Consider the following 23,310-nt stretch of genomic DNA (forward strand, 5'->3'; position numbering starts at 1 on the left):
GCCATGCATGTCGTCTTCCGCGAAAGCCACGGGCTAGAAGAGACCGAGACGCCCACCGATCTGGGGCAGAGCCCTGCCGATCTGGTGGTGCTCTCCTTCTCGGACAGCGATCTCGGCGCTTTCGCGGCGGGCTGGCATCGGGGCGACGGGCCGGGGGGGGGCTTGCCGACACTGAGGCTCGCCAATATCGCGGCGCTCAAGCATCCCGTGTCGGTGGACACCTATGTCGAACAGACCTTGTCGGGGGCCAAGGGCATCCTGATCCGGCTGATCGGCGGCATAGCCTACTGGTCCTACGGGGTGCAGCAGGTGCGGGCGCTGGCCGAGGAAAAGGGCATTGCCCTGGCCGTTCTGCCCGCCGACGGGCGGCCCGACCCGGCGCTGGACGAGGTGTCGACGGTTCCGGTCTCGACCCTCCGCCGCTTGCAGAGGTTCTGCGAGGCGGGGGGTGCCGTGGCTGCGCAGGCGGCGCTTCAGCAGATGGCGCTGGCGGCGGGGCTTTATGCTGCACCGGTCCGCGGGTCGAAGGCGCTGCCCGAGGTGGGCGGCTGGACGCCGGGCGAGGGGCTGACCTGTCCCGTCATGGCGGTCTCGGGCGACAGGCCGCTGGTGCTGGTGGTCTTTTACCGATCCTACGTGGCCGCCGCTGACCTCGCGCCTGTCGAAGCGATCTTCGCGGCTATGGAGGCGCGCGGCTTTCGCGCCTTCGGACTGTTCGCGCCATCGCTCAAGGCACCCGGCGCGGCGGGATGGCTCAGGCGGCAGGTCGCGGCACTGGGTCCGGTCGCGGTCATCAACGCGACGGGCTTCTCCGGCAAGGGCGACGACGGTACGTCGCCGCTCGACGCCGCCGGGGTACCTGTGTTTCAGGTGGCTCTGGCGACGTCAGGCCGCGCGGCGTGGCACAAGTCCGAGCGGGGCCTGTCGCCGGCAGATCTGGCCATGCACGTGGTCCTGCCCGAGGTAGACGGTCGCCTTTTGGCCGGCGTCGCGTCCTTCAAGGAGCCGGACGCGCAGGACGAGCACCTGGAGTTTGCGCGTTTCACCCATCGGCCCGACCGGGAGCGGATCGACGTCATTGCCGACCGGGTGGCTTCGTGGCACCGGCTTGGCGCCATGCCGGCCCACGCGCGCCGGGTCGCGCTGGTGCTCTCCACATATCCGGGGCGCGACTGGAACATGGCCCATGCGGTAGGGCTCGATCCGCTGGCCTCGGCAGAGGCAATTCTGGGTGATCTGGCCGACGCCGGGCATTACATCGGGACCGGTGGCGACATCGCCGCGGCGTTGGCCGGTGAGCGGATCGTCTGGCCTCTGGCCGCGTACCGTGCGGCGCTGGAGTGTCTGCCGGAAAGCCTGCGCCGCGACCTGACCGACGCCTGGGGCGCGCCCGAGGCCGACAACGACTGCGTCGAGGGCGGCTTCGCCTTTCGGGCGGTGCGTCGCGGAAAGGCGCTTATCGCGCTTCAGCCCGAGCGCGGCACGCCAGAGGTACGCGATGACGAATATCACGACCTGAGCCGAGTGCCCCGGCACGGCTATGTTGCCTTCTACCTCTGGCTTAAGGGCGAAGCGGACGCGCTGGTCCATATAGGCGCTCATGGCACGCTGGAATGGCTTCCGGGCAAATCGGTGGCCCTGTCGGGCGCCTGCTGGCCCGAGGCGTTGATCGGGCCGGTTCCGGTCATCTATCCATTCATCGTCAACGACCCCGGTGAGGCGGCGCAGGCCAAGCGGCGCATCGGTGCGGTGACGCTGGGCCATGTGCCCCCACCGCTACGTGCCTCGGAAACGCCGGACAGTCTTGCCCGGTTGGAAGCGCTTCTGGACGAGTTCTCGAACGCCGACGGTCTGGACCCCAGACGCCGCGATCGGCTGATGGGCGATATCCGGGGCGAGGCGCAGGCGCTGGGCGTCGAGCGCGATCTCGGCCTGCCCGACGACGCCTCGACAGCAGAGGCCATTACCCGGATCGACCGGTTCGTCTGCGACGTGAAAGAAAGCCAGTTCGGGGATGGTCTGCATGTCTGGGGGCGTGCGCCCGCAGCGCCGGGCGCATTCGACGCCACGGTCTCGGCGGCGTCGGAGCGGCAGGCGCTGATTGATGCGCTCGCCGGGCGACGGATCGCGCCGGGACCATCGGGCTCACCCTATCGCGGGCGAGGCGACGTGCTGCCCACGGGGCGGAACCTCTACACGACGGACCCGCGCTCGGTGCCGACGCGTGCCGCCTATGCCCAGGGGATGAAGCTGGCTGAGGAACTGGTCCGGCGTCATCTGCAGGATTCAGGCGGCTGGCCCGAAGGGGTAGTCGTGGACCTCTGGGGCTCGGCCACGATGCGGACGGCGGGCGAGGAATTCGCGATGGCTCTGGCGCTGTTGGGCGTCCGTCCGGTCTGGGACAAGGGGTCGGAGAGGGTCTCTGGCATCGAGATTATCCCCATCGCGGAACTGGAGCGTCCCCGGATCGACGTGACGCTTCGGGTGTCGGGGCTGTTCCGGGACGTGTTCCCGACGCTTTCGGCCCTCTTCCAGAGCGCTGTGCGGGCGCTCGCGGCGCGGGACGAAGCGCGCGACTGGAACCCCTATGTAGGGCGCGACGAGGCGCGCGTCTTCGGACCGCGTCCCGGCTCCTTCGGGCTGGGCATGGGGGCGATGCTGTCGGATTACTCGCCCGAGGCGCGGCAGGCGGCGGGCGAAGCCTGGCTCAAGGCGTCGTCCTGGGCGCTCGACGGCGACCGGGCCGAGCGGGACGAGGCCGGGCTTCATGCGCGCGTGGCTGCCGCCGACAGTTTTGTGCACCTTCAGGACCTGCCCGAGACTGATATCCTGCTGGCCGAGGACTATGCCAGCCACGAGGCGGGGTTCGCCGCCGCTCAGGGCATCACCGGTGGCGCGGCGCGGCTCTATCACATGGACAACACCGACCCGAGCGCGCCGCGTGCCCGCGCGCTGACCGAAGAGATCGCGCGGGTGGTGCGGGCACGGGCCGCGCATCCGGGCTGGATCGCGGGCATGCGCCGCCACGGGTTCCGGGGCGCGGCCGAGATCGCCATGACGCTGGAGAACATGGCGGCCTTCGCGCATCTGGCGGGCGCCGTGCCGCCGCATCTGTTCGACGCCTTCTGGGATGCGACCCTTGGCGATGACGAGGTGACGGGGTTCCTGCACGAGGCCAATCCCGACGCGCTTGCCGCTATGCGCGCGCGGTTCGCGGAACTGCACGCAGCGGGGCTTTGGGCAACCCGCCGGAACGCCATTCTGGCCGAGATCGAGGCGGCGGAATGAGTGCGCCCGAGATCAAGGACCCCGAGATCAAGGGCTGGTGTCCAGGTGCGCGGAAGCCGATGGTCTCTGGCGACGGGCTGGTGGTGCGGCTACGCCCGCCGCTGGCGCGGCTCATGCCCCACGAGATGGCGGCGATTGCCGATTTGGCTGACCGTTATGGCTCGGGCATGGCCGAGGTGACCAATCGCGCGAATCTGCAACTGAGGGGCGTGAGCGAGGACGCATATCCGGCACTTCTCGACGCGTTATCCGCGCTTGGAATGGTGAGTGCTGACGCCGAAACCGAAGGCCGTCTCAACATCGTGCCAGACCCTTTCCACGACGGCGACGACAGTGCGACCGTGCGAATAGCGATGGGACTGGCCGAGGGACTGCTCGATCCGGTCTTTGCGGGCCTGCCGTCGAAATTCGGTTTCGTCGTGGATGCCGGGCCGGCACGTCGGCTGGACGGTGTGAGCGGGGATATCCGGATCGAGGGTGCCGAGGGCGCGCTGATCGTGCGTGCCGATGGAAAGGCGGTGGGGTGCGGTGTGAGCGACGCAGACCATGCCGTGGCGGTCGCTCTCGATCTGGCGCGCTGGTTCCTCGCTTCCGGCGGTGTTGGAGCGGATGGACGTGGGCGAATGGCTCGCCATGTTGCAAGTGGCGTGACTTTGCCCGAGGCTTTGATGGGCGATGCCGCGCCCTCTGACCCGCAAGCTGCACCAGCGCCCGGCCCGGTTCCGGGTGGCCTTCTGGTGGCGGCGGCGTTCGGGTCGTTTACGTCGGACGCGCTCCGTGCGGTGGCGAGTGCTGCAAGCGCCGAAATGCGACTGACACCCTGGCGCATGGTGTTCCTGCCGGGAGCCGCCCCCCCAGAACACATGGCGACGGACGATCTTATCCTCGATGCCGCCGATTCCCGGCTCCGCGTCGCAGCCTGCACCGGCGCTCCCGGCTGCCCGCAGGCCAGCGTCGAGACCCGCGCGCTGGCCCGGCGCCTCGCCCCCGGCGTGCTGGAAGGGCGGACGCTTCACGTCTCGGGCTGCGCCAAGGGCTGTGCGCATCCGCGCCGGGCGGACGTGACGCTGGTGGGCCGAGACGGGCGTTTCGACCTTGTCCCCGTTGGCGCGCCGTGGGATGCGCCCAAAGCCACCGGGCTGACCCCGGACGATCTGCTGACCCAATTCGAGACCTGAGCGATGCCCTATACCTACGAGACCGACGGCGCCGCGATCTACGCGGAGAGCTTCGCCACCATCCGGGCCGAGGCCGATCTGGACGCTTTCCCGCCCGAGGACGAGCCGGTCGTTGTCCGGATGATCCATGCCGCGGGGCTGGTGGGTCTGGAACGGGACGTGCGGATCGCGCCGGGCATGGTGAATGCCGCGCGGGCGGCGCTGGAGGCAGGCGCGCCGATCCTCTGCGATGCGCGGATGGTCAGCGAGGGCGTGACCCGCAAGCGGCTTCCGGCGGAGAACGAGGTGATCTGCACATTGCATGATGCAGAGGTGCCGACGCTGGCGGCAAAGTTGGGCACGACCCGGTCGGCGGCGGCGCTGGAGTTGTGGCGGCCCGTGCTCGGGGGCGCGCTGGTGGCGATTGGCAACGCGCCTACGGCGCTTTTCCATCTGCTTGAAATGCTTGAAGACCCGTCCTGTCCCCGGCCCGCCGCGATCATCGGCTGCCCCGTGGGTTTCGTGGGTGCCGCCGAGTCGAAGAACGCGCTCTGGGAGGCCGCGCCCGTCCCGTCGCTGATCGTTACGGGGCGGCTGGGCGGCAGCGCCATCACCGTCGCGGCCATCAACGCCATCGCGAGCCGCGCCGAATGAGCGTGGGCACGGTCTATGGCGTGGGGCTGGGGCCGGGCGACCCCGAGCTTATGAGCGTCCGCGCCGACCGTCTGGTGCGGTCCGCGCGGCATGTTGCCTTTTTCCGCAAGGCTGGCCGCTCGGGCAGGTCGCGCAAGATAGTTGACGGGATGCTGCCGGCGGACGCCGTGGAGTTCCCGATGGAATACCCCGTCACGACCGAGATCCCGCTGGACGATCCGGCCTATAACGAGGCGCTGTCGAGCTTCTACGAAGAGGTGTCGTCACACCTCGCCACGCTGGCCGGGCGAGGCGAGGACGTGGTGGTTCTCTGCGAAGGCGATCCCTTTTTCTACGGCTCCTTCATGCATCTCTACACGCGGCTCAAACCTCGCGTCCCGGTTCAGGTCGTGCCCGCAATCACGGGCATGTCGGCGGCCTGGACGGCGTCGGGACAACCCATCACATGGGGCGACGATGTCCTGAGCGTGCTGACCGGCACCATGGCGGAGGACGCGCTGGTCCCGCTGATGGAGGCCGCCGACGCGCTGGTCGTGATGAAGGTAGGGCGAAACCTGCCCAAGGTGCGACGTGCGCTGGAGCGGGCGGGCAAGCTCGACCGCGCGTGGCTGGTCGAATGCGCCTCGATGGCGGAAGAGCGCGCGGTGCCTCTGACCGAGGCAGGGGACCGCACGGTTCCCTATTTCTCAATCGTGATGGTCCACGGTCAGGGGCGGCGGCCGTGACGGGTTGGGTCGCCATTGCGGGGCTGGGGCCCGGGGACGAGGCGCTTGTCACACCGGAGGTCCGTGCGGCCATGGCCGAGGCGACCGATGCCGTGGGCTATATCCCTTACGTGCGCAGGGTGCCGGAGCGGCCCGGCCTGACGCGCCACGAAACCGACAATCGCGAGGAGCTGGATCGCGCGCGGCACGCTCTGGAGATGGCGAGCGAGGGGCGGCGGGTGCTGGTAGCAAGCTCGGGCGATCCCGGCGTCTTCGCCATGGCGGCGGCGGTGTTCGAGGCGGTCGAGGACGGCCCGGCCCACTGGCGCGATCTGGATATCCGCGTGCTTCCGGGCGTGACGGCCATGCTGGCGGCTGCCGCGCGGGCGGGGGCGCCTCTGGGTCATGACTTCTGCGCGATCAACCTGAGCGACAACCTGAAGCCCTGGTCCCTGATCGAGCGGCGCCTAATGGCGGCGGTCGCGGGCGACTTCGCGATGGCCTTTTACAACCCGCGCTCCAAGGCGCGGCCTGAAGGTTTCGGCCGGGTGCTCGATCTTCTGCGGGCCGAGGCGGGATCGGACCGGGTGATCCTGTTCGCCCGCGCGGTCACCACGCCTGACGAGGCGCTTGTCGTCACCACACTGGGAGAGGCCACGCCCGAGATGGCCGACATGCGGACCATGGTGATCGTCGGCTCGTCGGCAACGCGCGTCATCGCGCGGGATGGCCGTCCCTTCGTCTATACGCCGAGATGGGCCGCGCCATGAGCCAGCCAGTCCATAAGCGCCTCCCTGTCGTGAAAGACCCGGCCCTCGGGCTGCCCGGGCCGGTCGATCATGAGCACGGGCAGCCCAAGTGCCCGAGCCGCCGCGATCTTGGCATAGGCTCCGGTGCCGCCTGCGTTCTTGGACACGACGATGCCGATCTCGTGCTCTTCCATGAGCGCGCGGTCGGCGGCCTCATCGAAGGGGCCGCGATCCACGATGACCTTTGCATCCGGAAAGGGAAGCGGTTCGGCTGGCGGGTCTACGAGACGGAGGAGATACATGTGCTGCGGGTTCGGCGCGAAGTCGGCCAGATGCATCCGGCCCACGGCCAGCATGACATTCAGCCGGGGCCGGTTCAGCGCCGCGACGGCGCCCGCGATATCCGGCACCCGCGTCCAGCGGTCGCCGGGCTCGGGCGACCACGGCGGACGGGTCAGGACCGCGTGTTCGATCCCGGCCTCGCGCGCGGCGGCCACCGCGTGGCGGCTCATCTGGGCGGCGAAAGGGTGCGTAGCGTCGATCAGGTGGGTGATCCGCTCATCGCTGAGATAACGGACCAGCCCGTCGATGCCGCCAAAGCCGCCCACGCGCTGCGGCAGGGGCTGGCGAAGCGGGCGCTCGACCCGGCCTGCGAAGGACACGATGCCGTCCAGCCCGGCCTCGGCCACGGCGCGGGCAAGCGCCGTTGCCTCGGTGGTACCGGCAAGGATCAGAAGGCGCGGGCGCATGGCTGAGGTCTCTCCCTGGCTGACCCTCGTCGGGCTGGGCGAGGATGGACCGGACGGGCTGTCGGCTGCAAGCCGTGCCGCGCTGGCGGAGGCCGAGGTGGTGATCGGGCCGCCACGGCACCTGTCGCTTGTCCCAGACGCAGGGGCGGAGCGGATCGAGTGGCCGGTGCCCTTCGCGGACGGGCTGACCGTTCTGGACGGCTTGCGCGGGCGGCGGGTCGTGGCGCTGGTATCGGGCGATCCCTTCTGGTTCGGCGCCGGGCGCGCGATCGCGGCGCGGTACGAGCCGGGAGAATGGTGTGCCTTGCCGGTGCCGTCGACCTTTTCGCTGGCGGCGAGCCGCTTGGGTTGGTCTTTGGAGGACACGCTCTGTCTTGGCCTTCACGCTGCGCCGCTTGAGCGTGTGAGACCGCATCTGGCACCGGATCGGCGGGCGATTGTCCTTTTGCGCGACGGTGATGCGGTGCGCGATCTGGCGCGCTACCTGACGGGCGTGGGCTTCGGGGCCAGCACGCTCCACATTCTGGAGGCTCTTGGCGGCCCGCGCGAGCGGATCACGCCTGCGCGCGCAGATGCGCTGCCCGAGGAGACTTTCGCTCATCCCGTCGCCGTTGCGCTTGCGGTTGTGGGCGAGGGCCGCGTGGTGCCGGTGACGAACGGTCTGGCGGACGAATTTTTCGAAAGCGACGGCCAGATCACCAAGCGTCCCGTCCGGGCGCTGGCCCTTTCGGCGCTGGCGCCGCGTCCGGGCGAACTTCTCTGGGATATCGGCGGCGGGTCGGGGTCGATCTCGGTTGAATGGTGCCTCTCGCACCCGTCCTTGCGCGCGATCTGTATCGAGCCACGGGCCGATCGCGCGGCGCGCATCGGGCGGAACGCGGCGACCTATGGGCTGGACCGTCTGTCGGTGGTCGAGGGGGCCGCGCCCGAGGCGCTCGACGGACTGGACGCACCCGGCGCGGTCTTTGTGGGGGGCGGTTTGACAGAGGCGCTTCTGGCCGATCTGGAAAACCGGCTCTCGCCCGGCACCCGCCTTGTCGCCCATTCCGTGACGCTCGAGACCGAGGCGCTTCTGACCGGGGCGGCGTCGCGGCTTGGCGGGACGCTGATGCGGGTCGAGATATCCGAAGCCGCACCGCTCGGCCCGAAACGGGGATGGAAAGCGTCCTATCCCGTGGTGCAATGGCAGGTGGTGCTGTGATCGTGGCAGGGTTCGGATTTCGCGCGGCTGCCGATATAGCAAGCCTGAAGGACGCCTATGGCAGGGCGCGCGCTGCGCTGCCCGAGGGGGTGGCGCCGGAAAGTATCGCCACCGTCAGCGACAAGGCCGAGATGCCGGTTTTTCGTGCGCTGGCAGCGGAACTGGCGCTTGATCCGATCGGTGTTGACGCCGCCCGCCTCGCTGATCAGAAAACGTCCACCCGGTCCGAGGCGTCCATCGCTGCGCGTGGCGCGAGCAGTGTGGCCGAGGCGGCGGCGCTGGCCGCGGCGGGGCCGGGGGCGCGGCTCTTGGGGCCACGCGTGGTGTCGGGTGACGGAATGGCGACCTGCGCGCTTGCCGAGGGAGACACGGAATGACCGTCCATTTCATCGGGGCTGGGCCGGGGGCCGCGGACCTTCTGACGCTCAGGGGGCGCGACCTGATCGCGGCCTGTCCCGTGTGTCTCTATGCTGGCTCTCTGGTGCCCGAAGCGGTCCTGTCCCATTGCCCTGAGGGCGCGCGCATCGTGAACACAGCACCGCTCGATCTGGACGGGATCATGGCCGAGATCGCCCGTGCCCACGAGGCGGGACAAGACGTGGCGCGGCTTCATTCGGGCGATCTGTCGGTCTGGTCGGCCATGGGTGAGCAGCTTCGCCGCCTCGACGCCATGGACGTCCCCTACACCGTCACGCCGGGCGTGCCGTCCTTTTCTGCCGCCGCCGCCGCACTTGGGGCCGAACTGACCCTGCCGGGCGTGGCGCAATCGGTCGTCCTGACCCGGACACCGGGGCGGGCCACGACGATGCCCGAGGGCGAGACGCTGGCGGCGTTCGGCGCGACGGGTGCGACGCTGGCCATTCACCTGTCGATCCAGAACCTGCCTCGCGTCGTCGAGGACCTGACACCCCATTACGGCGCCGATTGTCCGGTCGCCATCGTGTACCGGGCAAGCTGGCCCGATCAGCGGATCATCCGGGCGACGCTTGAGACGATGGAGGCCGCCATGGGAGAGGGGATCGAGCGGACGGCGCTGATCCTTGTGGGGCACGCGCTTGGAGCCGAGACATTTGGCGAAAGCCGTCTCTATGCCCCCGACTACGACCGCCGGTATCGTCCGCAGACCGCCGACAGCCCCTGGGCGGAGTGGAGCCCCGAGAATGAGTGACCGGACACCGCCACCGCCCGGTCTGATGATCTCGGCCCCGGCTTCGGGGACCGGCAAGACGACCGTGATGCTGGGGCTTTTGAGGGCTTTGGTCGAGGACGGGCTGACGGTGCAGCCCTTCAAGTCCGGCCCCGACTATATCGACCCTGCCTTTCACCGGGCGGCGAGCGGGCGGGCGTCGTTCAATCTTGATAGCTGGGCCATGGACGAAGGCCTCTTCGGTGCCATTGCGGGCGCGTCGGAGGATGCGGATATCTGCGTCGCCGAAGGCTCGATGGGGCTCTACGACGGGGTGGCGACGAAGGGGCGGCTTGGCTTCGGGTCGAGTGCCGAGACGGCGGGGCTCATGGGCTGGCCGGTGGTTCTGGTCATCGACGTGGGCGGGCAGGCGCAATCGGCGGCGGCGACGGCGCTCGGGTTCAAGAGTTATGCGCCCGATCTGCCCTTTGCCGGTGTCATCCTGAATCGGGTGGCTAGTCCGCGTCACGAGCGTCTGGCGCGTGCTGGCATGGACAGGGCCGGGATCGACGTCCTCGGCGTTCTGCCCCGGCGGGGCGACCTGACCCTGCCCGAGCGGCATCTGGGCCTAGTCCAGGCGGTGGAGCATCCCGACCTCGACGCCGCCATCGCGGGCTATGCCGCGTTTCTCAGGGAGAATGTCGACCTGCCCGCGATCCGGGCCGCAGCCCGTGGCCTGGACAAGCGGATGGAAGGCGGGCGTCTCCCGCCGCCGCCCGCGCAGAGGATCGCGCTGGCGCAGGACGCGGCGTTTTCCTTCACCTACCCGCACCTTCTGAAGAGCTGGCACGAGGGCGGGGCCGAGGTCCTGCCCTTTTCGCCGCTGGCCGATGAGGCGCCGGACCCGTCGGCGGACCTTGTCTGGCTGCCGGGGGGCTACCCTGAACTTCACGCCGGTCCTCTGGCCGCGGCAACCCGCTTCATGGAGGCCCTTCGCCGCCACGCCGAGACGAAGCCCGTTCATGGCGAGTGCGGCGGTTACATGGCCCTCGGTGAGGCGCTGATCGACAAGGACGGGACACGCCACCGGATGGCGGGGCTGCTGGGGCTTGTGACGTCCTACGAGAAGCGCAAGTTCCACCTCGGCTATCGCCGCGCCGTGCTTGGGGCGCCGATGCCGGGGCAGGAGGCGGGTGCGGTGCTGAGGGGGCATGAATTTCATTACTCGACCATCCTCGACCAGCCCGACGCGCCTTTGGCGGAGGTTTTCGATGCGGATGGCGGGCCTGTGCCGGAGACCGGGTCGCGGCGTGGTCGCGTCACGGGCACCTTTTTCCACCTTATCGCCGGAGAGGACGCGGGCGCATGACTGGTTTCGTGAGTTTCGTGGGCTCCGGCCCCGGTGACCCGGAGCTTTTGACGCTGAAGGCGGTAGACCGGCTGAAGCGCGCCGACGCGATCCTGTTCGACGACCTGAGCGCGGGACCGATCCTGTCGCACGCTCGTGCGGATGCCGACCTTGTTGGCGTGGGCAAGCGTGCCGGGCGACCGTCACCAAGGCAGCACCACATCAGCCGCCTTCTGGTCGACTATGCGAAGGGGGGCGGTCGGATCGTCCGGCTGAAATCCGGCGATGCGGGGTTGTTCGGGCGGCTGGAGGAAGAGCTGATCGCACTTCGCGAGGCCGGGATTCCGTATGAGATCGTGCCGGGTGTCGCCTCGCCACTCGCTGCGGCGGCTGCGGCAGGCATCCCGCTGACACGGAGGATGACGGCGCGGCGGGTGCAGTTCGTGACCGGGCACGATGCCGAGGGCAAGCTGCCCGCCGATCTCGATCTTGGCGCGCTGGCCGACCCCTCCGCCTGCACGGTGATTTTTATGGGCAAGCGCACGTTCCCGGCGCTCTCCGCGCAGCTTTTCGCGCGCGGACTGCCCACTGAGACGCCAGCCATTCTGGCCGAGGCCGTGGGCACGCCCGAGCAGACGATCCAACGGATGACGATGGGCGCACTGGCCGGGAAACTCGCGAAGAGTGTCGGTACGAAACCTGCGCTGATCCTTTACGGCCCCTTGGCGGCGGGCGAGGCCGATGACTGATCTCTGGCTGATAGGGATCGGAACCGGCAACCCGGACCACGTGACCGGAGAGGCCCGAAAGGCGCTGAACGAGGCGCGGACGGTGCTGATGCCGCTCAAAGGTGCGGGCAAGGACGATCTCGCCGATTTGCGCTATCGCATCCTGTCGGAAAGCGGCAGAAGTGCGCGTGTCGTCGAATTCGAAATGCCGGTCCGGGACGACACACTGCCCTATACCGAGCGGGTGCGCCGCTGGCACGACGAGATCGCGGCACGCTGGCGCGAGGCGATGGACGGGGCCGAGGGGCCGGTGGCGCTGCTGGTCTGGGGCGACCCGTCGCTTTACGACAGCACCCTCCGCATTGCCGAGCGGCTCGATCCTGCGCCGCGCCTTCGGGTGGTGCCGGGGATTACTTCGCTTCAGGTGCTGACGGCTGCCCATGCGATCCCTTTGAATCGTGTGGGCGCGCCTGTGACCGTGACGACTGGTCGGCGTCTGAGGGACCACGGCTGGCCCGCCGGGGCCGATACGGTCGCGGTGATGCTGGACGGAGAATGCAGCTTTCAGAGCCTCGACTCTGCGGGCCTGACCATCTGGTGGGGCGCCTATCTCGGCATGGAGAACGAGCTTCTGGAGACCGGCCCGCTCGCTGAGGCCGGACCGCGCATCGTCGCGCTTCGCGACAAGGCGCGCGCGCGGCATGGCTGGATCATGGACGTCTATCTGCTCAGGCGGGAGGGCGGGGCATGAGCGGCGACGAGATCGTTTTGAGGCTGTGCGATACCTGCGACGGGCCGTCATGGGATGGCGTGCCCGAGGCTGTGGCAGACGCCGGTCTGGAGGTCCCCGTCCGGATCGAGATGCAGGCCTGTATGAACGGATGCGCGCGACCCCGCACGCTGGCGCTTCAGGGGGTGGGCCGGGCGACCTATTTCTTCGATGGGGTCGATCCGGTTGCCGATCTGGGCGACATCATCGGCACGCTTCGGGCCTATGCCGCAGCGCCCAAGGGCTGGATCGAAGACGCCCGGCCGTGCGGGCGGCTTCGCTTCTGTCTCAGGGGGCGTGTTCCGGCGCTTTGAAGCCGGCTCAGGCGGGCTGGGTGCGGGCGTTTGCCTCGCCCCGCGCCCAGAGATACCCGGCCACCGCGCCCATCACGACCCATGCGGCCATGCCGGTCCCGATGACGCGCGCCGACATCAGCGCGCCCAACTCGGGCGGAGCCGGTCCGAGGAAGACCTCGTGCGGCGGAAGGCCGATGGCGTGCGGGGCCGCCAGAAGCATGATGCCTGCCACCCATGAAAACGCCTGCTGTCCGAAGGCGATCAGCCAGAGCCCGAGCGCCGTGGCAATCACTGTCGAAATCCACCAGATCTGACGGATGTCGATATCGATGGTCGCATAGCCCGGAAGCGCCGGCGGCGCAGAGAAGGCGGGCGCTAGGATCGCAACTACGAAACCCGCCACGCCCCAGATCATGCCGGTTCGGGGATTGATCTCGGCACCACGGTTCTCCGCCACCGACATCAGCGCCAGAAGGACGAATGCAAAGCCGGAATAGACGAGCACAAGGAAGGCGGCGGTCAGAACGTTCCGACCGAAAGCGCTTTCCGCGCCGTCGTGGCCGTGTCCCCCGGCCCCGGATCCGGTCGCGTGACCGACACCGGCAGCGTGTCCGTCCTGACCGAAATGAACAAGCTCACCCGCTTCGAAAAGCTCGGCATGCAAGAGAACAGGTTGAACGAACCACAATTGCAGTACGCTCGCGACGATACCCGCAACGCATCCCGACAGGATGGCGCGGCCCAGCAGGGAAAAGATCATGGCTTAGTGGCAGGGAAAGCCAAGAGCGTGGCGCATGTCATGCGCCGCGTCGTGAAGCGCATTCGCGTGACCCGATGCGAAGACGATGCCCAGACCCAGGAGGATCATCACGGCCAGACCGCCAAGGCCCAGTTTCCGACCCGGTTCGATAATTTCAGACGTTGCCATTCCGGCCTCCTTGCCATCCTACCCGATGGCCTTCGAGTTGTTCCCAGCCCGGCAGGTCTCCTGGCTTGCGGGTCGTTACCATTGGGCCTGCCTTCCCGGATCGCTCCAGTGGCGTCTTTGGCCCGGCTCACCGCTTACAGTTGCGGGGGCAGCTGCAGAGTTGGCGTCCTTGTTGCCGCACTGCATTCCCTCTTGCACCCCGTACTGGCGCACGGGGACCGGTCTTTTCGTGATCGCACAGCCCCCGTGCCCGGTCAATTCCGAAAACCGACAGGCGCGGGCGGGCAGCGACAAAAGCAAAGGAATTGGTGCGGACGGTATTTTTTCGTATAGTGAAGACGTTTTTCGCAAATGGACGATTTCTATGGATCAGCAGGATGCCACAGTCGAAGACCCCGCCCCGCGCCGCGCGCGCGGGCGGCCCCGCGACTGGCATGACAAGACCGAGCAGAACACGATCAAATCCCTCGACCGGGCAATGGAGGTCTTCGAGTTCCTGAGCGCCCATCAGGGGCTTTCGCTCTCTGAACTGGCCAAGGAGACGGGGCAGTCCCCAGCGACGGTCTATCGTGTTCTGATCACGCTCGAGGGGCGCGGTCTTGTCGAGTTCGATCCGACGGACCAGAGCTGGTATGTGGGTGCCCATGCCTATGTGCTGGGCGCGAGGTTCCTGCGTCGGACCAGCCTGATCGAGCGGGCACGGCCCATCATGCGGCGGCTGATGGAAGAGACGGGCGAGACCGCGAATCTCGGGATCGTGCGGCAAACCTCGGTCTTGTTCGTCAGTCAGGTCGAAACCCACGAGAGCATCCGCGCCTTTTTCCCGCCCGGCACGATGTCACCGCTTCATGCTTCGGGGATCGGCAAGGCGCTTCTGGCCGAGATGCCGAAAGACCGGCGCGACCGGCTGATGCAGGGACGGCTGGAACGCTTCACGCCCCGCACGCTGGCCGATGCAGGCGCGCTGAGCGCCGATCTGGAGGCGATCCGGGCGCGGGGATATTCGCTCGATGACGAGGAAAAGAACATCGGCATGCGCTGCATCGCTGCCGCTGTTTTCGACGTGCATGGCGAGGCGGTGGCGGGGATCTCGGTCTCTGGTCCCACGACGCGGATCACGCCCGAGAGGCTGGACGTCTTTTCCGGACCCGTCCTGAGGGCCGCTGCAGAGTTGACGGGCGCAATCGGCGGGACGCCGCCCGAGGCAGGGTAGAGCGTTGCCCCCTCGACAAAGGGGCGGTGTTTGGCGACGGTCGGGCGGTTGCAACGAGGGAGCTGCCCCATGTCCACGCTGGACCTGACCATCGCGCATCTGGACCGGCTCGTGTCCTTTCCGACCGTGTCGTCGGACAGCAATCTCGAGCTGATCCACTGGATCGCCGAGCAATTGTCGAACCTCGACGCTCAGGTCGAGATCATGGTCTCGCCGGAGGGGGACAAGGCGAACCTGTTCGCCAGTTTCGGCCCGGACGAAGCGGGGGGCATAGTTCTGTCGGGGCATACGGACGTAGTTCCAGTCGAGGATCAGCCTTGGTCCACGGAGCCTTTCGCGCTGACGCGGCAGGACGACAGGCTTCTGGGCCGGGGCACCTGCGACATGAAGGGCTTCATCGCCTGTTGTCTTGCGGTCGCGCCCGCGATTGCGGCGGCGGACCTGCGCCGCCCCATCCATTTCGCCTTCACCTATGACGAGGAAACCGGCTGCCTTGGCGGGCGCGAGCTGGTTGCCGCTCTGTCCGCGCGCGACAAGCGTCCGGCGCTGGCCATCGTGGGCGAACCCACCGAGATGCGGATCATCGAAGGCCACAAGGGCTGCCACGAATATACGACGGTCTTTCACGGGTTGGAGGGCCATGGGTCCGATCCTGACGCCGGTGTGAGCGCTGTGGAATACGCGGTCCGCTATGTCTCTCGCCTGTTAGAGGTGAAGGCCGAATTGGCGGCCAACCCCGTTCCGGGCAGCCGCTTCAGCCCGCCATGGACCACGATCAATGTTGGCAGCCTGTCGGGCGGGGTGGCACACAACGTCATCGCGCCTCTGGCCGAAGTGTCATGGGACTTAAGGCCCGTCCGAGACGCGGATCAGGCCTGGGTCAAGACGACGATGGAAGACTTTGCCCAGAACACGCTTCTTCCTGAAATGCAGTCCGTTCACCCCGAGGCCGCGATCGAGACTCATACCATTGGCGAGGTGCAGGGGCTTGAACCGATGGACGACAACGAGGCGCGCGATCTGGTCATGGGGCTGACCGGCGGGAACACCACCGACGTCGTGTCCTTCGGGACCGAGGCGGGCCTGTTCCAGTCGCTCGGCATGTCGGTGGTCGTCTGCGGGCCGGGGTCCATCGTGCAGGCGCACAAGGCAGACGAATATATCGAGGTGTCCGAGTTGGAAGCATGCCTTGCCATGCTCGAACGGCTGATCGAGCGCGCCTCGTCCTAGAGCGTTTCGCCGCCTGACAGAACTTCCAGCCGCCGAATCGCGTCGGACAGGCCTTCGCGGTTGGGATGCAGACGCTCGACCTCGCGCCATGCCAGAAGCGCGCCTTCCGTCTCGCCCAGCTCCTCAAGGATCAGGGCAAGGCCGCTCATGGCCCCGAAATGCTGTGGGTTCAGAGTGAGCGTGCGGCGGATATCCTCAAGCGAGAGGCCGTAGCGACCGAGCTGGAAATAGGCCGTCGCGCGCCCGTTGTATCCTTCGGCGAAGTCTGGCGCGTGATCGATCAGCGCGCTGAAGTGATGAATCGCGCCCTTGGTGTCTCCCTCGGCCAGCGCCTCGCGCCCCCGGTCGAGAAGAAGGTCCATCGCGTCGGACCCCGATTGCGACCAGATCTCGTAGATGCGGCCTTCGATTTGCTCGGCCACCTGGGCATCGGCGTTTTTCAGCCCCTCGAAGAGCGCTTCCAACTCGGTCGGTTCCGCCGCTACGGAGGTCAGCAAAACCAGACTTGCGCCAAAAGACGCAACGGCACATTTGAGATATCGAAGGCATCGTCCCATAACGATGCGAACACTAGCGTAATCCGGGCCGATTGCGAGTCCCCGGAAAGTCACGAATCAAGGAGCACTTCATGTCTGACGTCATCACCCACGCCGTTGCCGCACTGAACGAAAAGCTGGACGGATCCGGCTTCGACGGCACCGCGAAATTCGTCATCGAGGACGAAGGTGCGATCATGCTGGACGAAAACGGCGCTCGCGCCGGCGACGAAGAGGCCGACGTGACCATGACGTCGGATACCGAGACGTTCCGCGCGATCATGGACGGCTCGCAGAACCCCACCGCAGCCTTCATGACCGGCAAGCTGAAGATCGACGGTGACATGGGCGCTGCCATGCGTCTGGGCTCGACCCTGTCCTGACACGATGGAGGCCGCGCCTTTCGACCACGCCCTGTCCGAAGGGCCGGCCGATCTGACCGTCGGATGGACCACGGCTGCAGACGGGGTGCGGCTGCGCTATGGCCTCTGGCAGGCGGAAGACGCGAAGGGCACGATCCTGCTCTTCAACGGTCGGACGGAATATCTCGAAAAATACGGGCGCGTCATCGGCCACCTGACCGGCGCGGGCTACAACGTGGCCTCGATTGATTGGCGCGGGCAGGGGCGGTCAGACCGGCTGTTGCCGGATACCCGTCTTGGTTACATCAAGAATTTCCAGCATTATCAAAAGGATGTTGCGGCGCTGTTGGCCGAAGTGGACACTGCCGGGCTGGGCGGACCGCGTTTTCTCGTGGCGCATTCTATGGGCGGAGCGATCGGCCTGCGCGCGCTGCTGGACGGTCTTCAGGTCGAGCGCGCGGTTTTCTCGGCGCCGATGTGGGGCATATATGCCAAGCCGCATTTCAAGGCACTGGTTCTGACCATGCTCTTTTGTGCCCGGCGCTTCCGACAGACGCATCGCAACCTGCCCGGCACGCCCCTTCAGGGGCATGTGCTGGCCTACGCGTTCGAGGAAAACCCGCTCACGACCGATGCCGAGCAGTACGCTTACATGAGGCGGCAATCGGCCAGCGATCCGGCGCTGTCCCTCGGTAGTCCGACCTATCAGTGGCTGGGCGAGGCGCTGGACGAGATTGCACAGCTTCATACCGCACAGAAGCCGCCCGTGCCGACCCGTGTCATGATCGGGACCGAAGACAAGACCGTGTCGGGGAATGAGGTTGCGGCGCTGGTCGCGGGATGGCCCGAAGCAGAGCTGTCGGTGTTTGAAGGTGGAAAGCACGAACTGATGTTCGAAGTGCCGGCGCTGCGCGACCGCTTTTTGTCCGAAGCGTTGGCCTTCTTCGCCGAGAGCTAGATCTCGATCCCCTGGAACGCGTCGCGAAGCGCGGTGGACCAGGACTTGCTCATCTCGGCAAAAACTTCGTCATCGGGCTCGATCCGCCGCTCTTTCGTCACACGGCAGGCGTCCTTGTCGATCACGACCAGATCAAGAGGCATCCCCACGGACAGGTTCGAGCGGATTGTCGAATCCATGCTCAGAAGAACCGCCTTGGTCGCGTCCTGAAGCGATGTCTCGGGCGTGACCACACGGTCAAGAATGGGTTTGCCGTATTTGTGCTCGCCGATCTGCAGATAGGGGGTGTCGGACGTCGCTTCGATGAAATTGCCCTGCGGATAGATCAGGAACATCCGCATATCGCCGCCCTTGCGCTGCCCCGCCACGATCATCGACGCAGATGCATTCGTCTTGGTGCCTGCCATCCTGCTGGCCACTTCCTGGCTGGTTTCAGACAGGGTCCGGCCGATGATCTGCGCCACCTGCAGCATGGTGGGCGCCAGCATGATTGAGGTCTCGCCGGTTGCCTCCGAGTCGGTCATGGCCTCGTCAAGCCGGGCGATCGTAGTCTGTGTCACAGACAGGCTGCCGGCGGTCATGATGGAGATGACGCGCTCGCCCGGTTTCTCGAAAATGAACATCTTCTTGTAGATCGAGATGTTGTCGAGCCCCGCATTGGTCCGCGTGTCGCTCAGACAGACAATTCCCTCATTCAGGAGAAGGCCGACGCAATAGGTCATGGAGATAAGGCTCGTTGCTGCTCGCGCGGCAAACTACGGCCTGCGGGGGGGCGATACAAGACACGCAAAAATAAAATGGGGCATGGCTCCCCCACAGAACCATGCCCCAGCCCCACCCAGACAGCGCCGCCGGTAACCCCCACCATGCAACGCCTGAGTATTCCGGGCGGGCGACCTTAAATTTCGTCGCCGCCGTTATTCTTTCCGCCGGATTTTCCGGGGTCTCCGGTCTCGTCGCCGTTTCCGCGGCCCGAGTTTGGGTTTTTCGAGCTTCCGGTGTCGGGTTCGGACGACGTGTCCGGTTCGCTCGACGTGTCGGGTTCAGACGACGGGCCAGGGTCGCTGACCGCCGTCGGCTCGGGCGTCCGGTCGGTGAAGACCGCAACGGTAGAGCCGCCCTGCTCGATCACGCCCACAGGCGGGACGCGAATGAATTCATGCACCTCGGTGATGGCGCGGCGGTTCAGGCGCTCGCGGTTCTCGGTATCGACCACGGGCGCGTCCTCGCCGAACGAGACGACCGCTTCCAGACGCTCCGGCTCAACCCCGAGGGACACGAGGTAGTCGACGACGCGATTGGCACGGCGCAGGCCCAGATCGGCATTGTATTCGATGTTGCCCACGCGGTCGGTGTGACCATAGACGCGGAACTTCACGTTCGGATGGGCAAGGATCCAGGTGGCCTGGTCCTCCAGGTCGTCCTTGGCTTCGTCGTCAAGCACGTCCTTGTCGAAAGCAAAATAAACAACTGATTCCGCTTCCCTCTGGAACCGGCGCTGAAGCGCCGTGATCGAGGAGGGTTGCGGGATTTGCAGGCTCACGGCGGAACGCGTGGTCTCCGGCATGCTGGCGCAGCCGGAGAGGGCGACTGCGCCAAGCGTGACGGAAATGATGCGGGAAGTCCGACGTCTCATCGGGATCACCACTCTACTCGTTACAAACACAACGCTGCGGGACACGTGCGGCGTTGATGTCATTGTTAGGGCAGAAATGTGGCCGAAATTTGACGTGTTTTCATTTTATTAACAGCAGATTGCAAACGATCCGGCGTCGCGATGCCGCATTGCCGAGCATCTGGAAACCGTTAACCGCTTTTGCCCGTATGGCGCGAAAAACCGCTCGCTAAATCGGGCAGGAATATGGCGCAAGCTTCTGCCCCGACGGTCATCCGAGTCGGTCTTCGGTTTCTTCTGTTTGCAAATACTCCCGCCGCAGGCGGAAAAGGCGGCCGAAGGCCGCCCCACCGCGATCGGCGAAGCCCAGCGCAATTCCCGATGCGATTGCCCTCCGGCGCCGGTCTTGCCTCAGCCCGCGTCCTTGTAGCTGACCTGCTTCACATCCGCGTCCGGATCGGACTTTTCGCGCCGGACCAGAAGCCGGTTCAGTGCATTCACATAGGCTTTTGCGCTGGCGACGACGGTGTCGGTGTCGGCGGACTGACCGGTGGCGATCCGGCCCTCTTCCTCCATCCGCACGCTGACCGTGGCCTGAGCGTCGGTGCCTTCGGTGACCGCGTGAACCTGATAGAGCTGCAGCCGCGCCTCGTGCGGAAAGAGTGTCTTGACCGCGTTGAAAGTCGCGTCGACAGGGCCGTCGCCCTGGGCTGTGGTCCGCACTTCCTTGCCGTCGATTTCCAGAATCAGGTCGGCCGACTGCGGCGCCTCGGTGCCGCAGATCACGCGCAGGAACTTGACCTTGATCCGGTCGTATTCCTCGCCCGATTCCTGATCGCGGACCAGTGCCAGCAGGTCATCCTCGAAGACCTCCTTCTTGCGGTCGGCCAGCGCCTTGAAGCGTACGAAGACATCGTTGAGCTGATTGTCGGCCAGGTCATAGCCCAGTTCCTTCAACTTCGAACGGAGCGCCGCGCGCCCAGAATGCTTGCCCATGACGATGTTTGTGGCCGAGAGGCCCACATCCTCGGGGCGCATGATCTCGAAGGTCTCCGCATTCTTCAGCATCCCGTCCTGATGGATGCCGCTCTCATGGGCGAAGGCGTTCTTGCCGACGATGGCCTTGTTGTATTGGACCGGAAAACCCGAGACCGTCGCGACCCGACGCGAGATATGCATCAGCTTTGTGGAGTCGACGCCGGTGTGGAACGGCATGATGTCATGGCGCACCTTCATCGCCATCACCACCTCTTCCAGCGCGGTGTTGCCGGCGCGCTCGCCCAGACCGTTGATCGTGCATTCGATCTGCCGCGCGCCGCCTTCGACGGCGGCCAGCGCGTTGGCGGTCGCCATGCCCAGGTCGTTATGGCAATGGGTGGCGAAGACCACCTCATCGGCGCCCGGCACCTCCGCGATGAGGCGGCGGATCAGTTCGGCGCTCTCGTTCGGGGCCGTATAGCCCACGGTATCGGGGATGTTGATCGTGGTCGCCCCGGCCTTGATCGCGATTTCGACGACGCGGGCGAGGTAATCCCATTCGGTCCGGGTGGCGTCCATGGGCGACCACTGCACGTTGTCGCAGAGGTTCCGCGCGTGGGTCACGGTGTCGTGGATGCGCTCGGCCATCTCGTCCTGGGTCAGGTTCGGAATGGCGCGGTGGAGCGGCGACGTGCCGATGAAGGTATGGATGCGCGGCCGCCCGGCGTGGCGCACGGCTTCCCAGCAGCGGTCGATATCCTTGTAGTTCGCGCGGGCGAGGCCGCAGATAACCGCCTGTTTCGAGCGTTTGGCGATCTCGCTCACCGCGTCGAAGTCGCCTTCCGAGGCGATCGGAAAACCGGCCTCGATGATGTCGACGCCCATGTCGTCGAGCAGTTCGGCGATCTCCAGTTTCTCGGCATGGCTCATGGTTGCGCCGGGAGATTGCTCGCCGTCACGCAGAGTGGTGTCGAAAATCACCACGCGGTTCTTGTCGTTCGTCATTTGATTTGTCCTTAGCGTCTGGTTTGTCTCTGTCGGCGCGTGAACCCCTCTGAGCGGTCGCGCCGAAAGGCACGCTCAGAGGCGGCTAAGGAGAAGAAGAAGGCCGAGGTCGCGCGGGGCGCGGACGGACACGTTATGTGAGACCTTGTTCATGGGGCCGGACGATAGGCGGAAGCCGCGCGGGTTGTAAAGCCCCAGAGCGCGCGCAAGCGATCTCTGCCTGACTGGCTTGTCCCGGAGGTTGGTCGGGCCTGCATTTCGCCGGCTTGCTTCAAGAGCGCCTCAGCGCGCCATCCGGAAGTATTCCGCCTCGAAATTATTCTCCAAACCCGCGCCGCCGCAGAAGCCCATATTCATGTTCGAGGTCGAGTCGATTTCGTCGCCGGACACCATCGACACACCTTCGATCCCGTTGGCATTGGCTTCGAAGTCGATCTTCTTCTGCGCAATGATCTGGCCGCCGAAGATGTTGAGCTGCGCCGGGAAGTGCACGCCGCCCTTGGTGATGATCTGGACGCCGCCGCCCGGTGAACACCCGTCATCGAGGCCCAGCACAACGCCCGACGCGCCTGAAACGGCGGTGACGCTATCATTCAGCGAAACGATCAGGACATCGCGCAGCTCGACATTGGCACCGATGCTGATGAGGCAATCCGTATAGATCACCCCGTTGGTCAGCACGGTATTGGCGGGAATCCGAAGGGTGCTGTAATTTCCGCCACCGCCACCGCCACCGCCGCCTTTACCGTTCCCGTTGCCATTCCCGCCGCCGCCGTTGCCGTTCCCGCCGCCGCCTCCGCCGCCACCGGCCCCGTTGCACATGAATTCGTGGATCTCGCCCGGCATCCAGACCGAGGCGTCCAGGTTCGTCGATGCCGAGAGGGCGTTGTTCTTGACGGGCCAGTCCAGATAGTCGTCGCGCCAGTAGGAAGATGACCGGTCGCGGAAAAAAGCCGCGATATCGTCGATCCTTTGCAGGATCTTGATCCGGTAGGCGCCGCTTCTGAGGGCGCGTTCCAGCCCAGGGTTGCTGTTGAAACCGCCTGTCGGCATGACGAGTGTCCTCTCGTCGGGCATCGATACGATCGTGCCGGTCTGGAAGACGTTGTTGTTGTTCACCTCGACATGCGCGTTCGAGTGAATGCAGAAGCCGTTCAGATACGTGTTGTTCGACTGAACATCGACCCGCGCATCCGCGACGAACCCCTCGCGCAGGCAGGTGGGATAGTAGGTCTCGTACACCGATTGCGTGCGGACATCGAAGCCCTCCATCCCGATGAACCGCAGGAAGAAGGTTGTGAGCGCATTCGACCGCGAGCTGGCCTGTTGGGTGGTTACCAGAACCGCGTCATCCGCACCCGGGGCAATCTGAAAGACTTCGTTCGCCGCGTCCCAGTAGCCGAATTGAATGTCGGCTGCTGTGATGGCGTTGCCGTAATTGCCGGGCGGCATGCTGGCCTGTGCGATAGCGACAGCGATGTCTTTTGCTTCGGCCTCGGTCTTGAACTCACGTGTGCTGAGCGCTGCATGTGCAGCGGCGTCGGCGGCGACCTGAAGCTGCGTCTTGGCGCGCATCGCGTTCATCACGTCGAGGCCAAGTCCTGCGACGATCATCATTGTGACGGCGAGAAACAGGGCGAGGACCGTGATCCCGCCACATTCATCATCCTTCCAGGTGCTGATCCGCCGCGCAAGCATATATTTTATCATATATTT

The 23,310-nt window shown here is 66.3% G+C and carries 24 protein-coding genes and 1 riboswitch; of the genes, 16 read left to right on the forward strand and 8 right to left on the reverse strand.

Annotation, left to right across the window (positions count from 1 at the left end; all coding sequences use genetic code 11):
- Positions 1-3: 3 nt before the first annotated feature.
- From cobN to cobJ, 5 genes are read left to right on the forward strand one after another with little or no spacing between them, the layout of a single operon-like run.
- Complete coding sequence (gene cobN, locus GQ651_RS14465) at positions 4-3,288, forward strand: cobaltochelatase subunit CobN (protein WP_160764914.1); 3,285 nt, start codon at positions 4-6, stop codon at positions 3,286-3,288.
- On the forward strand, positions 3,285-4,466 hold the full coding sequence (gene cobG, locus GQ651_RS14470; RefSeq protein WP_160764915.1) for a precorrin-3B synthase: 1,182 nt from the start codon (positions 3,285-3,287) through the stop codon (positions 4,464-4,466). The genes cobN and cobG overlap by 4 nt, the downstream gene beginning before the upstream one ends.
- 3 nt (positions 4,467-4,469) lie before the next feature.
- On the forward strand, positions 4,470-5,099 hold the full coding sequence (locus tag GQ651_RS14475; protein WP_160764916.1) for a precorrin-8X methylmutase: 630 nt from the start codon (positions 4,470-4,472) through the stop codon (positions 5,097-5,099).
- On the forward strand, positions 5,096-5,824 hold the full coding sequence (locus tag GQ651_RS14480) for a precorrin-2 C(20)-methyltransferase (RefSeq protein WP_160764917.1): 729 nt from the start codon (positions 5,096-5,098) through the stop codon (positions 5,822-5,824). The genes GQ651_RS14475 and GQ651_RS14480 overlap by 4 nt, the downstream gene beginning before the upstream one ends.
- On the forward strand, positions 5,821-6,573 hold the full coding sequence (cobJ, locus tag GQ651_RS14485; RefSeq protein WP_160764918.1) for a precorrin-3B C(17)-methyltransferase: 753 nt from the start codon (positions 5,821-5,823) through the stop codon (positions 6,571-6,573). Before GQ651_RS14480 ends, cobJ begins: the two co-directional genes overlap by 4 nt.
- Here the strand turns inward: cobJ and GQ651_RS14490 are convergent.
- Positions 6,546-7,301 (reverse strand): cobalt-precorrin-6A reductase, encoded by a 756-nt coding sequence (locus GQ651_RS14490; RefSeq protein WP_160764919.1) that lies wholly within the window; start codon positions 7,299-7,301, stop codon positions 6,546-6,548. The genes cobJ and GQ651_RS14490 overlap by 28 nt on opposite strands.
- On the opposite strand from GQ651_RS14490, the gene cbiE reads away from it, so the two are divergent.
- The 7 genes from cbiE to GQ651_RS14525 are packed head-to-tail and all read left to right on the forward strand — an operon-like array spanning position 7,300 to position 12,787.
- Entirely contained in the window at positions 7,300-8,502 is a 1,203-nt protein-coding gene (gene cbiE, locus GQ651_RS14495; protein ID WP_160764920.1) for a precorrin-6y C5,15-methyltransferase (decarboxylating) subunit CbiE, read from the forward strand. The genes GQ651_RS14490 and cbiE overlap by 2 nt on opposite strands.
- Positions 8,499-8,879 carry a cobalamin biosynthesis protein gene (locus GQ651_RS14500; RefSeq protein ID WP_160765186.1) on the forward strand — a complete coding sequence of 127 codons (381 nt, stop codon included), beginning with the start codon at positions 8,499-8,501 and terminating at the stop codon, positions 8,877-8,879. The genes cbiE and GQ651_RS14500 overlap by 4 nt, the downstream gene beginning before the upstream one ends.
- Positions 8,876-9,670: a precorrin-4 C(11)-methyltransferase gene (cobM, locus tag GQ651_RS14505; RefSeq protein ID WP_160764921.1), complete on the forward strand. Its 795-nt coding sequence runs from the start codon at positions 8,876-8,878 to the stop codon at positions 9,668-9,670. The genes GQ651_RS14500 and cobM overlap by 4 nt, the downstream gene beginning before the upstream one ends.
- Positions 9,663-10,997, forward strand: a complete 1,335-nt coding sequence (locus GQ651_RS14510; RefSeq protein WP_160764922.1) for a cobyrinate a,c-diamide synthase — start codon at positions 9,663-9,665, stop codon at positions 10,995-10,997. The genes cobM and GQ651_RS14510 overlap by 8 nt, the downstream gene beginning before the upstream one ends.
- Positions 10,994-11,725 (forward strand): uroporphyrinogen-III C-methyltransferase, encoded by a 732-nt coding sequence (gene cobA / locus GQ651_RS14515; protein WP_160764923.1) that lies wholly within the window; start codon positions 10,994-10,996, stop codon positions 11,723-11,725. Before GQ651_RS14510 ends, cobA begins: the two co-directional genes overlap by 4 nt.
- Positions 11,718-12,455 carry a precorrin-6A synthase (deacetylating) gene (cobF, locus tag GQ651_RS14520; RefSeq protein ID WP_160764924.1) on the forward strand — a complete coding sequence of 246 codons (738 nt, stop codon included), beginning with the start codon at positions 11,718-11,720 and terminating at the stop codon, positions 12,453-12,455. The genes cobA and cobF overlap by 8 nt, the downstream gene beginning before the upstream one ends.
- Positions 12,452-12,787, forward strand: coding sequence for a DUF1636 family protein (locus GQ651_RS14525; RefSeq protein WP_160764925.1), 336 nt, complete (start codon positions 12,452-12,454; stop codon positions 12,785-12,787). Before cobF ends, GQ651_RS14525 begins: the two co-directional genes overlap by 4 nt.
- Before the next feature lie 7 nt (positions 12,788-12,794).
- On the opposite strand, the gene GQ651_RS14530 is transcribed toward GQ651_RS14525, so the two are convergent.
- Complete coding sequence (locus GQ651_RS14530) at positions 12,795-13,529, reverse strand: CbtA family protein (RefSeq protein WP_160764926.1); 735 nt, start codon at positions 13,527-13,529, stop codon at positions 12,795-12,797.
- Positions 13,530-13,532: 3 nt separating this feature from the next.
- Positions 13,533-13,697 carry a CbtB domain-containing protein gene (locus GQ651_RS14535; protein ID WP_160764927.1) on the reverse strand — a complete coding sequence of 55 codons (165 nt, stop codon included), beginning with the start codon at positions 13,695-13,697 and terminating at the stop codon, positions 13,533-13,535.
- Positions 13,698-13,730: 33 nt separating this feature from the next.
- Positions 13,731-13,935: riboswitch (cobalamin riboswitch) on the reverse strand.
- A gap of 126 nt (positions 13,936-14,061) precedes the next feature.
- Here GQ651_RS14535 and bhcR point away from each other — a divergent pair.
- Both bhcR and argE read left to right on the forward strand, forming a co-directional pair.
- On the forward strand, positions 14,062-14,910 hold the full coding sequence (gene bhcR, locus GQ651_RS14540) for an HTH-type transcriptional regulator BhcR (RefSeq protein ID WP_160764928.1): 849 nt from the start codon (positions 14,062-14,064) through the stop codon (positions 14,908-14,910).
- A 69-nt stretch (positions 14,911-14,979) separates the two neighbouring features.
- Positions 14,980-16,140: an acetylornithine deacetylase gene (gene argE, locus GQ651_RS14545; protein ID WP_160764929.1), complete on the forward strand. Its 1,161-nt coding sequence runs from the start codon at positions 14,980-14,982 to the stop codon at positions 16,138-16,140.
- Here argE and GQ651_RS14550 read toward each other — a convergent pair.
- Positions 16,137-16,637, reverse strand: a complete 501-nt coding sequence (locus tag GQ651_RS14550) for a tetratricopeptide repeat protein (protein WP_227258197.1) — start codon at positions 16,635-16,637, stop codon at positions 16,137-16,139. The two genes, argE and GQ651_RS14550, sit on opposite strands and share 4 nt — an antisense overlap.
- A 131-nt stretch (positions 16,638-16,768) precedes the next feature.
- On the opposite strand from GQ651_RS14550, the gene GQ651_RS14555 reads away from it, so the two are divergent.
- Both GQ651_RS14555 and GQ651_RS14560 read left to right on the forward strand, forming a co-directional pair.
- On the forward strand, positions 16,769-17,059 hold the full coding sequence (locus GQ651_RS14555) for an SCP2 sterol-binding domain-containing protein (protein ID WP_160764931.1): 291 nt from the start codon (positions 16,769-16,771) through the stop codon (positions 17,057-17,059).
- A gap of 4 nt (positions 17,060-17,063) precedes the next feature.
- On the forward strand, positions 17,064-17,996 hold the full coding sequence (locus GQ651_RS14560) for an alpha/beta fold hydrolase (protein ID WP_160764932.1): 933 nt from the start codon (positions 17,064-17,066) through the stop codon (positions 17,994-17,996).
- Here GQ651_RS14560 and GQ651_RS14565 read toward each other — a convergent pair.
- The 4 genes from GQ651_RS14565 to GQ651_RS18800 all read right to left on the reverse strand — a co-directional run bounded on the left by GQ651_RS14565 (position 17,993) and on the right by GQ651_RS18800 (position 23,304).
- A complete protein-coding gene (locus GQ651_RS14565) occupies positions 17,993-18,718 on the reverse strand; it encodes a peptidase (protein ID WP_160764933.1) in 726 nt (241 codons plus the stop codon). The genes GQ651_RS14560 and GQ651_RS14565 overlap by 4 nt on opposite strands.
- Before the next feature lie 176 nt (positions 18,719-18,894).
- Complete coding sequence (locus GQ651_RS14570; RefSeq protein WP_160764934.1) at positions 18,895-19,632, reverse strand: OmpA family protein; 738 nt, start codon at positions 19,630-19,632, stop codon at positions 18,895-18,897.
- Between the two features lie 390 nt (positions 19,633-20,022).
- Positions 20,023-21,594 carry a 2-isopropylmalate synthase gene (locus GQ651_RS14575; RefSeq protein ID WP_160764935.1) on the reverse strand — a complete coding sequence of 524 codons (1,572 nt, stop codon included), beginning with the start codon at positions 21,592-21,594 and terminating at the stop codon, positions 20,023-20,025.
- Between the two features lie 282 nt (positions 21,595-21,876).
- Positions 21,877-23,304, reverse strand: coding sequence for a Tad domain-containing protein (locus GQ651_RS18800; RefSeq protein ID WP_227258198.1), 1,428 nt, complete (start codon positions 23,302-23,304; stop codon positions 21,877-21,879).
- Positions 23,305-23,310 lie beyond the last annotated feature (6 nt).

It is taken from the genome of Kangsaoukella pontilimi (genome assembly GCF_009830125.1).
Lineage (GTDB): Bacteria > Pseudomonadota > Alphaproteobacteria > Rhodobacterales > Rhodobacteraceae > Kangsaoukella > Kangsaoukella pontilimi.